Here is a 13,599-nt window from a genome sequence, read left to right on the forward strand (position 1 = left end):
GCCCTCGCGCACGACGCCGCGTGCGACGAGGTACGGAACCACCGTCGCCGGTGAGAGCAGGCTGTCGTCCGGTGCTGCGCCGTCGGCCCCGCTCAATAGGTGGCCCGCCCGCCCGAGAGGTCGAACGTGAAGCCCGTGGTGAAACTGCACGCCGGCGACACCATGAAGGCGAGCATCTCGGCGACCTCGTCCACGGTCCCGGCGCGGCCCATCGGGATCTTCGCAAACATGTAGTCGAGGACGTCCTGCGGCTGGGTGTCGAGGAACGGCGTCCGGATCACAGCAGGAGCCACGGCGTTCACGGTGATGCCGTGCGAGGCGTACTCCTTGCCCTGCGCCTTGACCATCCCGATGAGCCCGGCCTTGCTCGCGGAGTACCCGATCATGTTGGGGTTGCCCTCCTTGCCCGCGATCGAGGCCACGTGGGCGATACGGCCGTAGCCGCGCTCGAGGAAGTGCGGGACGACGGCCCGCGCGATCACGAGGCCGGCGGTCAGGTTCACGGCGAGGGTCCGCTCGAAGTCGGCGACCTCGACCTCGTGGCTCGGCGTGCCGAGCGGCCCCTGGATGCCCGCCGAGTTGACGACGGCGTGCAGTGCTCCGTCGCGGGCGACGGCGGCGTCGACGGCGGCGCGAACCGACGCCTCGTCCGTCACGTCGGCGGCGACCCCGTGCGCGGTTCCGCCTGCTTCGCGGATCTCCCGCGCGACGGTCTCGGCCGCGTCGGCGTCGCGGTCGGCGACCGTCACTGCGACGCCACGACCGGCGAGCAACGAGGCCGTGGCCGCGCCGATGCCGGCGCCCGCCCCGATCACGAGCGCGCTGTACGGCTGGGGGAACTGGTCCTGGGTGCTCATCGCGTGCCCTCCAGCGGGTGGGCGACGAACGTGTGGCGCTGGCGACCCAGGCCCTCGATCTCGACCTCCACGACCGATCCGGCGCGCAGGAACTTGGGCGGGGTGAAGCCCGACCCGACGCCCTCCGGGGTCCCCGTGTTGATCACGTCTCCAGGAAGCAGCGTCATGAACTGGCTGACGTACCAGACGAGGTGGTCGACATCGAAGATCATGTCGGAGGTCGACGACGACTGCCGGACCTCACCGTCGACGGTCAGCCGGAGGCTCAGTGCGTTCGGGTCCACGTCGTCGGACGCCGGGACGAGCCACGGTCCGAGCGGGTTGAACGTCGCGCAGTTCTTGCCCTTGTCCCACTGCCCGCCCCGCTCGAGCTGGAAGGCCCGCTCGGAGACGTCGTCCGAGATCGCGTAGCCGAGGATGTGCCGGCGCGCGTCCGCGGGGGTCTCGAGGTACTCCGCCGTGCGGCCGATGACGACCGCCAGCTCGACCTCGTAGTCGGTCTTCTCGCTGCCCAGCGGGACGACGACGTCGTCGGCCGCACCCTGCACCGTGTACGGCGTCTTCATGAAGAGGATCGGCTCGTCGGGGACGTCCATCTTGGCCTCGGCGGCGTGGCGCCGGTAGTTGAGACCGACGCAGATGATCTTGCCCGGGGCCGCGAGCGGCGAACCCGCACGCACACCCGAGAGATCGACCTCGGGGAACCCCGCCGGGTTCTCCTGCACCAGCCGGATCGCCTCAGCGAGCCCTCGACGGTCTGCAGGTCGATGCCTCGACCGACCAGCTCGCTGATATCGACGCCGGTCGTGCCGTCCTCGCTGAGGACTGGGCGCTCATCGCCCTGTGGGCCTACACGGAGCAGCTTCACGGATTCCTCCTGGCTCGTTGGGTGGCGCGCGAGGAAGCGCGCCTCGCGACAAAGGTATCAGAGACCTTTCCTCGCCAGACACTGCCATCTGGCCCTTTTCTCATGGAGCAGACCCAAACCTATCTGTTACCTTGAACTGCATGAAGATCGCGAGAGTCGAAACGTTCCTGATCCCACCGCGCTGGTTGTTCGTCCGGATCGAGACCGACGATGGCCTCGTCGGCTGGGGCGAACCCGTTGTCGAGGGACGCGCGGCCACCGTGCGCGCCGCCGTCGACGAGCTCACTCCTGAGCTCATCGGTCGCGACCCGAGCCGGATCGAGGACATCTGGCAGACCCTGACCCGCTCGACCTTCTACCGGGGCGGGCCCGTCCTCTCCAGCGCGGTGGCCGGCGTCGACCAGGCCCTCTGGGACATCGCCGGCAAGCGACTCGGGGTGCCCGTCCACGACCTCCTGGGCGGCGCCGTCCGCGACCGTGCCCGCGTCTACGCCTGGATCGCCGGTGATCGCCCGGGAGACATCGCGGAGGAGGCCGCCGTGCGTCTGGACGAGGGGTTCACCTGCGTCAAGATGAACGGCTCCGCCGAGCTGCGCACCATCGACACACCCGCTGCCCTCGCGCGCGTCGTCGACGGAGCAACCGCAGTGCGGGGCGCCATCGGGGACGAGGCCGACTTCGCCATCGACTTCCACGGCCGCTTCTCCCCCGCCATGGCCCGGCGCGCGCTCCCGCAGCTCGAGCCACTCCTGCCACTGTTCGTGGAGGAGCCCACGGTTCCCGAGCTCGCGCTCGAACACCTGCCGCGCATCACCGCTAGCACGTCGATCCCCATCGCGACCGGTGAGCGCGCCTACTCGCGCTGGGACTTCCGCCCCCTGATGGACACCGGGATCGCCGTGGCCCAGCCGGACGTCTCCCACGCCGGCGGGATCTCCGAGATGCGCCGCATCGCCGCGCTCGCCGAGACCCACGGGGTCTCGCTCGCGCCGCACTGCCCGCTGGGGCCGATCGCGCTCGCCGCCTGCCTGCAGGTCGACTTCGCGACACCCAACTTCCTCATCCAGGAACAGAGCCGTGGGATCCACTACAACAAGGGCTGGGACCTGCTGAACTACGTCGTCGACACGTCCGTCTTCGACATCAGCGACGGGCACATGGCCAGACCGACCGCGCCGGGCCTGGGGATCGAGGTCGACGAGCAGGCCGTGCGTGAGGCGGCCGAGCGCGGGCACGACTGGCACGCGCCGGTCTGGCACCATGCGGACGGCAGCCTCAGCGAGTGGTGAGCCACCGCCGCAACTGACGCGGGCGCACCTCGGGGGCGCAGCCGGCCTGGTGCCGGCTGCGCCCCCGAGCTCTGCCCGAAGGGTCATTCGTTGACCGAGAACCCCTGGCCCTGGCCGTAGGAGACGTTCTCGTCCTGCCACGCCTGCAGGCCCGAGTTGATGTCGCCCTCGTCGAGGTAGACCTTGCCGACCGTGTCCGCATAGGTCGCGTTCGCCTGCGCCTGCCACGGGAGGTACTCCCAGCCCGTGGGAACCGACTTGGCGGCATCGACGAGCACCTCGTTGATCTTCTGACCGCCGAAGTAGTCGTTCTCGACACCCAGGAAGTCAGGCGCCTCGAGCTGGGCCAACGTCGTCGGGAAACCGCCGGCGTCCATCACGATCCCCACCGACGTCTCGCTGGTGTTCAACCAGCGGAGGAACCCCGCAGCAAGGGCCTTGTTGTCGCTCTGCTCGAGCACGGCCTGACCGCTGCCACCCTGCTCGGCACCGACGGCGTCCCCGCCGTCGTACGTGGGCATCGGCGCCACACGCCACTTGCCCGCGCCGTCCGGGGCCGCGCCCGCGAGCAGGCCGGCGAACCAGCCACCGGCCGGGACCGTCGCGATCGTCCCGTCGCCCATGGCCTTGCCCCACTCCTCGGTCCCGCCCGGGATCGCCGCGAGGGAGCCGGACTGCAGCAGCTGGTTCCACATGTCGGCCCAGCGGACCGACCCCTCGTCCTGGAGGTCGATCGAGACCGACTCGCCGTCCGTCTGGAACGGGCGCCCGCCGGCCTGCCAGATCATGCTCATGCCGAAGCCGGAGTATCCGCCGTCGTCGTTGGCCATGTAGACGTCAGGGTCCGCCTCGTGAAGAGCCTTGCCCGCCGCGACGTAGTCGTCCCACGTGGTCGGCACGTCGATGTCGTGCTCCTCGAACAGCTCCGCGTTGTAGAACATCGCCATGGGGCCGGAGTCCTGCGGCAACCCGAAGATCCCGTCGGCGGTGGTCACGGAGCTCCAGGTCGAGTCGGTGAACTGGCTCTTCAGCTCGTCGAACCCCAGGCCGGAGAGGTCGGCCAGAGACCCCGGCAGGGTGAACTGCGGGAAGGACTGGTACTCGAGCTGGGTCGCGTCGGGGGCGCCGCTCCCCGCAGCGATCGCGTTCTGCAGCTTGAGGTTGTGGTCGGCGGCATTCGAGGTGTTGACGAAGTCGACGGTGACCTTCGGATACTCGGCCTCGAAAGCGTCGATCTGGTCCTGCGTCCACGGGGCCCAACCCCAGTACGTCAGTGATCCGCCCTCCTCGAGCGCTGCATCGACCGCGTCGGTGCCGCCTCCTCGGATGCCGAGGTCGCGCCACCGCTGTCGGAGTCCGAGCAGGCGGTCAGGCCGGCGGCAACGAGTACTGCGACCGAAGCCGCGGCTGCCCTTCCTCGGAAGCGTCGTGTGTTCAACATGCGTGTCCTTTCACGTCGTCGTGCATGTATCGATCTGGCTGGTCTTGAGTGGGCCCGGGAGTCACTGCTTGACGCCGCCCGCGTTGAGGCCGGACTGCCAGTAGCGCTGGAGCACGATGAATGCCGCCACGATCGGCAGGATCGTCAGGACGGAGCCCGTGATCACCAGGTTGAAGATCGGGTCTGCACCCGACCCCACGCCGCGCGAGTTCCATTGCTGGAGCCCGATGGTCAGAGGAAAGAGGTCGGGGTCGCTCAGCATGATGAGCGGGAGGAAGTAGTTGTTCCACGTCGCGACGACGGCGAACAGGGCGACCGTCACGATGCCCGGCGAGAGGAGCCTCGCCGAGATCGTGGCGAAGGTTCGCAGCTCGCTCGAGCCGTCGACCCGTGCCGCCTCCAGCAGCTCGTTGGGCACCGAGTCGACCGCGTAGACCCAGATGAGATAGAGCCCGAACGGAGAGATCAGCGACGGGATGATCACCGCCCAGACGGTGTTCGTCAGGCCCATGTCGCTGAACATCAGGAACGTCGGCACCGCGAGCGCCGTCCCCGGGACGGCGATCGCCCCGAGCACGATCGCGAACACGGCCCGCTTGCCACGGAAGGTGTACTTGGCGAGGCCGTAGCCGGCGAGGGTGGCCAGCACCGTGGCTCCGCCGGCCCCCAGGACGACGTAGAGAACGGTGTTCCCCATCCACCGGACGAAGATCCCGTCGTCATAGGCGAGCGTCTGGCGAACGTTGTCGAACAGGGCGAACGGGCCGGAGAACCACAACCCGAACGAGCCGATCAACTCGGACTGCGTCTTGGTCGCGGAGATGAACAGCCACACGAGGGGAAGGATCGAGTAGGCGAGGAAGAGCGTCATCGCGACGGCGAGAACGACGGAGTTCTTGCCTCGTGGAGAACCGTCCCGACCGCTGTCCAGCGTCGGGCGTCGGAGGCGTCGGTCCGGCGCGCCCGCCGATCTGTTCGCCGGCTCCTTGCTCGAGGTCAGGGTCGGGGTCGTGCGGCCCGTCGGCGCGCTCATCGCTCGTCCTTCCGGCTCCCGCGCAGCTGGACCACGTAAGCGATCACCATCGTGATCACTCCCATGATGATCGCGACGGTCGCCGCGTAGTTGTACTGCTGGCCGAGGAAGCTGAGGTTGTAGGCGTACATGTTCGGAGTGAAGTAGGACGGGATCAGGGTCGGCACGATCGACTTGAGGATGTTCGGCTCGTTGAAGAGCTGGAAGCTCCCGATGATCGAGAAGATCGTCGCGATGACCAGCGCGCCTCGCAGGGCTGGGATCTTGATGCTCCAGACGATGCGGAACTGCCCTGCTCCGTCGAGTGCCGCGGCCTCGTACAGATCGCCGGAGACGGCGCGGAGCGCCGAGTAGAAGATCAGCATGTTGTAGCCGACGAACTGCCAGGTGAGGATGTTCGCGATGGCGACGAGGATCCACTGCTGCGACAGCGGCGACAGCAGGTCGAAACCCAACATGTCGTTGAACGTGCCCGTGAGCCCGTATCTCTCGCTGTACAGAAAGCCCCACATCAGCACGGCGACGACGCCGGGAACTGCGTAGGGGACGAAGATGCCCACGCGGAAGAGCCGCATCCCCGCGAGCCGGCCGCTGTCGATCGCCAGTGCCGCGAGGAGGGCGAGGACGAGCATGATCGGCACCTGGACGAAGAGCACGAGCAGGACGCGCCCGACGCCGCCCCACAGCTTCGGGTCGGCGAGGGCCTCCGCGTAGTTGTCCAGGCCGACGAACGAGCTGCCGCCGACGAGCTGGTCCTTGAAGAAGCTCAGATAGACGGAGTACGCGAGGGGCGCCACGAACACCAGGGCGAACACGATCATGAACGGCGCGACGAACCCGTAGCCCGCGCGCGCATACGTCCCTGTGACCGAGCGGCGGGGTCGTCTCGTGACCGGCGTCGCCGATCCGGTGGTCGCTGTCGCTTCAGTCGCTGACAAGATCATCGTCCAATCTCCGCGCCGGACGGCGCGAGTACTGCTTCGGTACGGTCGGTGCGCTTGGCCACGCGCCGGTCGTGCAGCACGCACACACCGAGCGCGACGCCGTAGAGGACGCAGATGGGGAGCGCGACCCAGAGCATGGTGATCGCGTCGGGGGTCGGGGTCATCACGGCCGCGAAGACGAAGGCGATGAGGATCGCCCACCGCCACCCGCCGGCCCAGGTGCGTGCCGGCACGAGGCCGACGAAGTTGATGAGCACCATCACCACGGGCATGAGGCACGCCAGGCCGAAGGCGAGCATCAACCGCATCACGAACGACAGGTAGGTCTGCGCGTCGATGAGGTTGATCGAGTCGTCGGGGACGAACTCGGTGAAGATCTCGACCGCGTGAGGCAGGACCCACCATGCGCCGGCGATACCGCCGAGGAACAGCGGCGTCGCTGCGGCGAGGAACCCGATCGCGAACCGGCGTTCCTTACGGGTCAGACCGGGGGTGATGAAGGCCCAGAGCTGGTAGATCCACCACGGCGAGGAGAGGATCACGCCGAGGAAGAACGACACCTTGAGCCGCATGTCGAACGCCGTCGCGATCCCACCGAAGTTGGTACCGACCGTCATGCCGTTGCGCGCGGACGCGTCGATGAGGGGCTGCTGGAGCAGCGCGAACACCGGGTCGTAGAGGAACCACCCGACGACAGCGGCGACGACGATCCCGACCGACGACAGGAACAGGCGCTTGCGCACCTCCAGCAGGTGCTCCCGGAGCGCCATCCGCCCTTCCGGGGACCGGCGGGCACGCCGCCGGGTCACCGCTGCGCGGACTCGCTGGACGGCTGAGCTGCCGTCCGGCTCGCGGAGCCCGCCGCGTCGACGACCACGTCCGCGTCCTCACGCAGGTCCTTGACCTCGGACTTGAAGATCTTCATCGACTGGCCCACGCTGCGCGCCAGGTCGGGAAGGCGCTTCGCTCCGAAGAGCAGGAGCACGACGACGAGCAGCACGAGCATGTGCCATGGCTTCAGGGCGTTCATGAGCAACCTCGATCACGATTGCACCTCGCGCCGGAGCCCCGGCGGGGGTGTCGAACTCGGTGCGCTGCGCGGATCCCGGATCGCTCCGAGGTCATTCAGCAACGCTGCTGACCTGACGATGGTAACCCGGTTTTCTCAAGGGTCAAGGGGTGCCCAGATGCCCCTGCGCACCGGAGATAGCACTCGATCGTCGATCAATTTTCGTGGCAAAATCGGGCAAATCAGACACCGGTGCTGGCGTGTTCTGGATCACGGGCGTACGTTCCGTCGCATGTCCGGATTCTTCGGTATCAACGGCGGTGAGTTCATCCTCATCGCGCTGCTCGCCGTCATGGTGATCGGCCCGACCCGGCTGCCCCGATACGCCGAGCAGCTCGCGAGGATGGTCCGCTCCGCCCGCCGATACCTCGACCTCGCCCGCGAACGGGCGGACGCCGAGTTCGGCGAGACCGTCGGCGACGTCGACTGGGCGTCGCTGGACCCACGGCAGTACGACCCGCGCCGCATCGTTCGGGACGCACTCCTCGACGACACCCCCGCCCGACGACGGCAGCCCGGCCGTCACTCGGGGTCGGCACGAGGGCAAGCACGGGGGCGAGTGAGGGGGCGCGCACCGAGGCGCGCACCGAAGCCCGCACGGCAGCCGTCGTCGAGCCGGAGGGCCGAGCTGGCACGCTTGGCACTGCGCCGGCCGCGGTGGAAGCGGTGGAGTCGGCCGACCACGCCCCGAGCGTTCCCGAGCGGGGCGTGGTCGAGCTGCAGAAGACTCCGGGCGACTGAGCCCACGCCGCCCGGCCCCCGACCTGCGATCCTGTGTACGGCCGTTGCCAGACACCGACCTGGCAGATAGCCTGTGATAAACCGGTTATTCATGCCGCCCACGACAGAACGGACTGACGTGACAGACACCGCCCTCTTCACCGACGAAGGACTCCTCGGGCCGGTGCCCGCCGCGCTTGTCGCCGGAGTCCGCGAGGACGACCCGTCGCACGGGACCCTCCCCGTCGTGAACCCCGCCACCGGCGCTCACGTCGCGGACGTGCCCCTCGCGCCGGCCGAGACCGTCGACCGCGCCGTCCGCGCCGCCGCCCAGGCCCAGAAGGCCTGGGGCGCCCGCACCCCGTTGGAGCGCGCCGCCGTCCTCGAGGAGATAAGCCGGCTCTTCGCCGTCCACGCGGAGGAGCTCGCGCGGATCGTGACGACCGAGCAGGGGAAGCCGTACGACAACGCGGTCGGCGAGGCCCACGGTGCGCGCACCTTCTTCGACTTCGCCATCAGCCAGAAGTACCGGCCCGTCGGCGAGAAGTTGGTCAGCGATCCAGGTCGGAGCCTCGAGACCGTCGAGGTCCCCATCGGCGTGGTCGCCGCAGTCCTGCCGTGGAACTTCCCCGTGGCGATCTTCGCCCGCAAGGTGGCGCCCGCGCTCATGGCCGGCAACGCCGTCGTGGTCAAGCCGTCCGAGTTCACGCCGCTCTCGGCCCTCGCTCTCGCACGGCTCTGCCAGCTGGCGGGCCTCCCGGACGGGGTGCTGAGCGTCGTCTGCGGCGACGGACGCGTGACAGGTGCGGCGCTCGTCAGCCACCCCGCCGTGGGGATGGTGACCATGACCGGTTCGACGCGCGGCGGACGCGAGATCCTTGCATCGACCGCGCAGAGCATCATCCCGGTCTCGCTGGAGCTCGGCGGCAAGGCACCGTTCATCATCTTCGAGGACGCGGACATCGACCGCGCCATCGAGGACGCCGCCGACGCCCGCCTGTGGAACTCCGGTCAGGTGTGCACGTGCAACGAGGTCACCTACGTGCACGCGAGCATCCACGACGAGTTCGTCCGCCGCGTGAGCGAGCGGTACGCCGCGATCACCCCCAGCGCCCCCGATGCGCCGGGGTCGACGTTCGGTCCCCTCGTCGCCGAGCGCGAGCGCGCGCGGGTCCAGGCCATGGTCGACGCCGCGGTCGAGGCGGGCGCGACCGTCGAGGTGGGCGGCGGGCGCCCCGCGGGCGACGAGTTCGCCGAGGGCGCGTGGTTCGCCCCGACGCTGCTGTCCGGCGTCACGAGCGACATGGCGATCGCGAGGACCGAGGTGTTCGGCCCCGTCCTCCCCGTGATCCCGTTCGAGACGGAGGCCGAGGTCGTCGCCGCCGCGAACTCGACCGCCTTCGGGCTCTCCGCCTACGTCTACACGCGCGACCTGTCCCGGTCCATGCGAATGATCGCCGACCTGGAGTTCGGCGAGGTGTACGTCAACCAGGCCGGCCCGGAGTCCGTGCGCGGCTACCACTCCGGCTGGAAGGACTCCGGGCTCGGAGGCGACGACGGCGCACACGGCTACGAGAAGTACCTGCGCCGCAAGACCGCGTACGTCACCTACGAACGCTAGGTCCTGCGTCGCCCGATCTCGCGGCGCAGGGAGCGACCGTCAGCGCGTCCGCGTCTCGCCGTCCACCGTCACCGTGAGCTCGAGCGAACTCGGGTCGAGGTGGGTCCCGGGGGCGAGCCGAGCTCGACCTCGTAGTCCGTCTTCTCGCTGCCGGGCGGGATGACGACGTCTTCACCACCCTGCACCGTGTACGCAGACTTCATGAGCAGGACCAGGTCCGTGGGCGGCTCCAGGCGACGGCCTTCGGTGTGCGTCTACCAGTCGCCGTGCCCGCCGTCCTCGTGGACGAACACGGGGTTGCGCCAGTCACCGGGGTACCGGCGCTCGACGAAGAGGTCCTCGTCCGGCTGGATCCCCAGCCCCGGCCCGGTGGGGACATCGATGAACCCGTCGACGATCTCGAACGGCTCGCTGAGCAGGCCGACGCCGAGGTCGGCGCCGTCGTCCGCCGTGGGGTGCTCCTGGATCATGAAGTTCGGGGTGCACGCATCGAGCTGCAGGCAGGCTGCCAGCGAGATCGGCCCGAGCGGGTTGTGCGGCGCGACGCTGATGTACTGCGCCTCCGCCATCGCCGCGATCTTCTTGGCCTCGAGGATCCCGCCGGCGTGGCAGAGGTCGGGCTGGATGACGGAGACGGCACGGCGGTCGATGAGCTCACGGAACTCCCACTTGGTGAACCGCCGCTCCCCGGACGCGATCGGCACCGTCGTCGACGACGCGATGTCCAGCATCGCGTCGACGTTCTCCGGCAGGCACGGCTCCTCCACCCACAGCGGGTGGTACGGCTCGAACCCGGCGATGATCCGCTTGGCCGTCGCGGGCGTCGTCCGCCCGTGCATGTCGACCGCGATGTCGAACGCGGGCCCGACGGCGTCCCGCACCGCAGCGAATCGCCGCACCTGTCGATCGACGTAGTCGAGCGACTCGAGGTCCCGTGCCGGGCCGTCGATTCCGATCTTGATGGCGGTCAGACCCCGCGCCTTCGCCCGCAGGGCTGCGTCGACGAAGTCCGCGTCGGTGGTGCCGCGACCGTGCCCGTACATCCGCATCCGGTCGCGCGCACGTCCGCCGAGCATCTCGAAGACCGGTGCCCCGTAGAACTTCCCCTTGATGTCCCAGAGGGCGTGCTCCAGCCCGCTGATCGCGCTCACCCCGACGGCGCCCCCGCGGTAGAAGCCGCCGCGGTACATGACCTGCCAGTGCCGCTCGATCTCCAGCGGGTCCTTCCCGACGAGGTACTCGGCGAAGTGCTGGACGGCGGCCTCGACCACGCGGGACTGACCTTCGACGACCGGCTCCCCGTAGCCGGTGATCCCGGCATCGGTGTCGACGGCGACGAAGGTCCAGCGCGGCAGGACGTGGAAGATGCGGACGGCGGTGACTCTCATGCGGAGGCTCCTACGAGATGTGTCGGTGGGCGCAGACCTCGCGGATCTGCTCGGGGGTGATCGTGCGTGTGGCGCCGCTGAGGGAGACGGCCGACGCCCCGGCGCGGAGGAAGTCTCCGGCGTTGCCTGCGTCGACGCCCCCGGTCGCGACGAAGCGCAGGTCCGGGAACGGGCCGTGAAGTGCGGTGATCATCGCGGGGCCGATGACGCCGGCCGGGAAGAGCTTGAGCCAGCGGTGCCCGGCGGCCCGTGCGGCCTGGACGTCCGTCGGCGTCATGACTCCGGGCAGGTGCGGCATGTCGGCGTCGACGCTCGCTCGCGCGACGGCGTCGTCCCACCCTGGCGCGACGGTGAACGCCGCACCGAGATCGCGGACCCGCACGACGGACTCGACATCCGCGACGGTGCCCGCACCGACCACCCGGTCCCGCCGCCGTCCCTCCTCGACGACCTCCGCGAGGGTGTCGTAGGCGGGCTCCGACGAGACGGGGATCTCCACGAGCCCGAACCCGAGGTCCCAGGCTCGATGGGCGATCTCGATCGTGCTCGCCGTGTCGAGCCCGCGCAGGATCGCCATGAGGGGTGACGGTGCGAACCAGGTGTCGAAGGCGGCGTCCGCCGCGACGACGAGGTCTTGCCGGTCGGTGGTCATGGTTCTCCTCGGTAGGTCGTTGTCTCGGGAGTGACGGCGAGCAGGTCCCGCGGCCTACTTCACCGCGCCGGCTGTCATCCCGCTGATGATCCGCTTCTGCAAGAAGATGAAGATCAGGGTCAGCGGTACGAGTGCGTACAGCGACGCTGCCATCAGGTCGTTCCACTCGATCCGATACTGCCCGATGAGCTGCCCGATCCCCACGGGAACCGTCTTCTTGTCCTCGCTCGAGGTGAGCACGAGTGCGAAGAGATACTCGTTCCAGCCGCTGATGAACGCGTAGATCGCCGTCGCCGCCACTCCGGGCATCGTCAGCGGCAGGATGATCTGGAAGAAGGTCCGGATGCGACCGGACCCGTCGACGGCGGCGGCGTCGTCGAGCTCGGTCGGCACGGACCTGAAGTAGCCGACCATCATCCAGGTGCACAACGGCAGCTGGAACGAGACGTACGCGATGACCAGGGCCGTGCGCGTGTCGATGAGCCCGAGCGTCTGGAACAGCTTGAAGTACGGGATGAGCAGCATGATCGACGGGAACATCTGCGTGAGCAGCAGGAACGTCATCAGCGACCCGCGGCCACGGAACTCGAACCGCGACACCCCGTACCCGGCGAACGTCGCGAACGCGATGGCGATGACCGTCGACGCCGTGACGACCACGATCGAGTTCATGAAGTAGGTCGCGAAGGGGTAGTCGGTGAACACCCTCGCGAACGCGTCGAGCGACGGGTTGAGGGGAAGCCACCGGACCGTCTGCGAGAACAGCTCGTCGGACGACTTCAGCGCCGTCGAGAGCATCCAGGCCACCGGGACGAGCACGACGAGGGAGCTCAGGACGAGCAGTCCGTACGCCACGCCGGACCCGGAGCGGGTTGCGTTACGAGTCATCACGATGCAGCACCTTCTGGTAGATCGCGCTCAGTGCGAGGCAGATGATGAGGACGACGACGGCCGATGCCGCAGCGTCGCCCCACTGGAAGTTCTTGAAGGCACGCTCGTAGATGTCGATGCTCACCACGTTCGTCGCGCCGGCAGGGCCGCCGTTGGTCAGGAGCCAGACGATCGTGAAGTGCTTGAACCACCAGGCCGTCTCCAGCACGATCACCGCGAGCAGCACCGGTCGGATGCCCGGGAGGGTCACGTGGCGGAACTTCCCGAAGCCTCCGGCCCGATCGAGCGAAGCCGCCTCGTAGAGCTCCTTCGGCACCGTCTGGAGGCCGGCCAGCACCAGGACCATGACGAGCGGGTAGCCCTTCCAGATCGCTGCGAGCGCGACCGCGACGAGGGCGAGGTTCGGATCGTCCAGCCACGCGACCGGCTCGTCGATGACACCCATCGCCTGGAGATCGTGGTTGAACAGCCCGTAGACCGGGTTGTACATCCACTTCCAGATGAGGGCGACGACGACTTCCGGGAAGAGCCACGGGAGGATGAGCACCGCGCGGAAGAACGTGGTGAAGCGCAGTCCGCGGTTGAGCAGGAGCGCCAGCCCGGTACCGACGACCAGGTTTCCCGCGACCACCATGAACGCGAAGGCGAACGTGATGACGATCGAGTCGAGGAAGCCCGAGTCCCGGGCCAGCCGCCCGTAGTTGTCGAGCCCGACGAAGTCCCACCGGTTGACGAGGTTCGTGTCGAAGAGGCTCAGACCGATGCCGTACACGATCGGGTAGGCCACCAGCGCGACCGTGACGAGCAGGACCGGGAGCGTGAAGAG

15 protein-coding genes are annotated in these 13,599 nt (G+C 68.7%); 3 read left to right on the plus strand and 12 right to left on the minus strand.

Annotated elements, in window-relative coordinates; genetic code table 11:
* Positions 1–92 precede the first annotated feature (92 nt).
* Both QUE47_RS06075 and QUE47_RS06080 read right to left on the minus strand, forming a co-directional pair.
* Positions 93–857, minus strand: a complete 765-nt coding sequence (locus QUE47_RS06075) for an SDR family NAD(P)-dependent oxidoreductase (protein ID WP_286219017.1) — start codon at positions 855–857, stop codon at positions 93–95.
* The gene (locus QUE47_RS06080) at positions 854–1,582 is read right to left on the minus strand and encodes a fumarylacetoacetate hydrolase family protein (RefSeq protein ID WP_286219018.1); all 729 of its coding nucleotides are present in this window, start codon (positions 1,580–1,582) and stop codon (positions 854–856) included. Before QUE47_RS06080 ends, QUE47_RS06075 begins: the two co-directional genes overlap by 4 nt.
* A 283-nt stretch (positions 1,583–1,865) precedes the next feature.
* Between QUE47_RS06080 and dgoD (QUE47_RS06085) the strand changes: the two genes are divergently transcribed.
* A complete protein-coding gene (gene dgoD, locus QUE47_RS06085) occupies positions 1,866–3,014 on the plus strand; it encodes a galactonate dehydratase (protein ID WP_286219019.1) in 1,149 nt (382 codons plus the stop codon).
* An 83-nt stretch (positions 3,015–3,097) separates the two neighbouring features.
* Here the strand turns inward: dgoD (QUE47_RS06085) and QUE47_RS06090 are convergent, their stop codons facing one another.
* The 5 genes from QUE47_RS06090 to tatA all read right to left on the minus strand — a co-directional run bounded on the left by QUE47_RS06090 (position 3,098) and on the right by tatA (position 7,462).
* Entirely contained in the window at positions 3,098–4,378 is a 1,281-nt protein-coding gene (locus QUE47_RS06090) for an extracellular solute-binding protein (protein ID WP_350227732.1), read from the minus strand.
* 138 nt (positions 4,379–4,516) lie between these two features.
* Complete coding sequence (locus tag QUE47_RS06095) at positions 4,517–5,488, minus strand: carbohydrate ABC transporter permease (protein WP_434019733.1); 972 nt, start codon at positions 5,486–5,488, stop codon at positions 4,517–4,519.
* A complete protein-coding gene (locus tag QUE47_RS06100) occupies positions 5,485–6,432 on the minus strand; it encodes a carbohydrate ABC transporter permease (protein WP_434019734.1) in 948 nt (315 codons plus the stop codon). Before QUE47_RS06100 ends, QUE47_RS06095 begins: the two co-directional genes overlap by 4 nt.
* Entirely contained in the window at positions 6,429–7,202 is a 774-nt protein-coding gene (tatC, locus tag QUE47_RS06105; protein WP_286219020.1) for a twin-arginine translocase subunit TatC, read from the minus strand. The genes QUE47_RS06100 and tatC overlap by 4 nt, the downstream gene beginning before the upstream one ends.
* Before the next feature lie 35 nt (positions 7,203–7,237).
* The gene (tatA, locus tag QUE47_RS06110; RefSeq protein ID WP_286219021.1) at positions 7,238–7,462 is read right to left on the minus strand and encodes a Sec-independent protein translocase subunit TatA; all 225 of its coding nucleotides are present in this window, start codon (positions 7,460–7,462) and stop codon (positions 7,238–7,240) included.
* 331 nt (positions 7,463–7,793) lie between these two features.
* Here tatA and QUE47_RS17365 point away from each other — a divergent pair, with 331 nt between their 5' ends.
* Both QUE47_RS17365 and QUE47_RS06120 read left to right on the plus strand, forming a co-directional pair.
* The gene (locus QUE47_RS17365) at positions 7,794–8,312 is read left to right on the plus strand and encodes a Sec-independent protein translocase family protein (protein WP_491018457.1); all 519 of its coding nucleotides are present in this window, start codon (positions 7,794–7,796) and stop codon (positions 8,310–8,312) included.
* A 48-nt stretch (positions 8,313–8,360) separates the two neighbouring features.
* On the plus strand, positions 8,361–9,842 hold the full coding sequence (locus tag QUE47_RS06120; protein WP_286219023.1) for a 3,6-anhydro-alpha-L-galactose dehydrogenase: 1,482 nt from the start codon (positions 8,361–8,363) through the stop codon (positions 9,840–9,842).
* A 68-nt stretch (positions 9,843–9,910) separates the two neighbouring features.
* On the opposite strand, the gene QUE47_RS06125 is transcribed toward QUE47_RS06120, so the two are convergent.
* Genes QUE47_RS06125 through QUE47_RS06145 form a run of 5 tightly spaced genes read right to left on the minus strand, consistent with a single transcriptional unit; the run spans position 9,911 to position 13,560 of the window.
* Complete coding sequence (locus QUE47_RS06125) at positions 9,911–10,045, minus strand: hypothetical protein (RefSeq protein WP_286219024.1); 135 nt, start codon at positions 10,043–10,045, stop codon at positions 9,911–9,913.
* A 51-nt stretch (positions 10,046–10,096) separates the two neighbouring features.
* Complete coding sequence (dgoD, locus tag QUE47_RS06130; protein WP_286219025.1) at positions 10,097–11,230, minus strand: galactonate dehydratase; 1,134 nt, start codon at positions 11,228–11,230, stop codon at positions 10,097–10,099.
* Between the two features lie 10 nt (positions 11,231–11,240).
* Positions 11,241–11,882: a bifunctional 4-hydroxy-2-oxoglutarate aldolase/2-dehydro-3-deoxy-phosphogluconate aldolase gene (locus QUE47_RS06135; RefSeq protein ID WP_286219026.1), complete on the minus strand. Its 642-nt coding sequence runs from the start codon at positions 11,880–11,882 to the stop codon at positions 11,241–11,243.
* A 54-nt stretch (positions 11,883–11,936) separates the two neighbouring features.
* Entirely contained in the window at positions 11,937–12,770 is an 834-nt protein-coding gene (locus QUE47_RS06140) for a carbohydrate ABC transporter permease (RefSeq protein ID WP_286219027.1), read from the minus strand.
* The gene (locus QUE47_RS06145; protein ID WP_286219028.1) at positions 12,760–13,560 is read right to left on the minus strand and encodes a carbohydrate ABC transporter permease; all 801 of its coding nucleotides are present in this window, start codon (positions 13,558–13,560) and stop codon (positions 12,760–12,762) included. Before QUE47_RS06145 ends, QUE47_RS06140 begins: the two co-directional genes overlap by 11 nt.
* Positions 13,561–13,599: the final 39 nt, after the last annotated feature.

Source organism: Paraoerskovia sediminicola, assembly GCF_030296575.1.
Taxonomy (GTDB): Bacteria; Actinomycetota; Actinomycetes; order Actinomycetales; family Cellulomonadaceae; genus Paraoerskovia; species Paraoerskovia sediminicola.

Bases quoted from the DNA above. Each gene is read 5' to 3' on its own strand.
- QUE47_RS06075 (WP_286219017.1), bottom strand. From the start codon at position 857: ATGAGCACCCAGGACCAGTTCCCCCAGCCGTACAGCGCGCTCGTGATC.
- dgoD (WP_286219019.1), top strand. From the start codon at position 1,866: ATGAAGATCGCGAGAGTCGAAACGTTCCTGATCCCACCGCGCTGGTTG.
- QUE47_RS06095 (WP_434019733.1), bottom strand. From the start codon at position 5,488: ATGAGCGCGCCGACGGGCCGCACGACCCCGACCCTGACCTCGAGCAAG.
- QUE47_RS06100 (WP_434019734.1), bottom strand. From the start codon at position 6,432: ATGATCTTGTCAGCGACTGAAGCGACAGCGACCACCGGATCGGCGACG.
- tatC (WP_286219020.1), bottom strand. From the start codon at position 7,202: ATGGCGCTCCGGGAGCACCTGCTGGAGGTGCGCAAGCGCCTGTTCCTG.
- tatA (WP_286219021.1), bottom strand. From the start codon at position 7,462: ATGAACGCCCTGAAGCCATGGCACATGCTCGTGCTGCTCGTCGTCGTG.
- QUE47_RS17365 (WP_491018457.1), top strand. From the start codon at position 7,794: ATGGTGATCGGCCCGACCCGGCTGCCCCGATACGCCGAGCAGCTCGCG.
- QUE47_RS06125 (WP_286219024.1), bottom strand. From the start codon at position 10,045: ATGAAGTCTGCGTACACGGTGCAGGGTGGTGAAGACGTCGTCATCCCG.
- dgoD (WP_286219025.1), bottom strand. From the start codon at position 11,230: ATGAGAGTCACCGCCGTCCGCATCTTCCACGTCCTGCCGCGCTGGACC.
- QUE47_RS06135 (WP_286219026.1), bottom strand. From the start codon at position 11,882: ATGACCACCGACCGGCAAGACCTCGTCGTCGCGGCGGACGCCGCCTTC.
- QUE47_RS06140 (WP_286219027.1), bottom strand. From the start codon at position 12,770: ATGACTCGTAACGCAACCCGCTCCGGGTCCGGCGTGGCGTACGGACTG.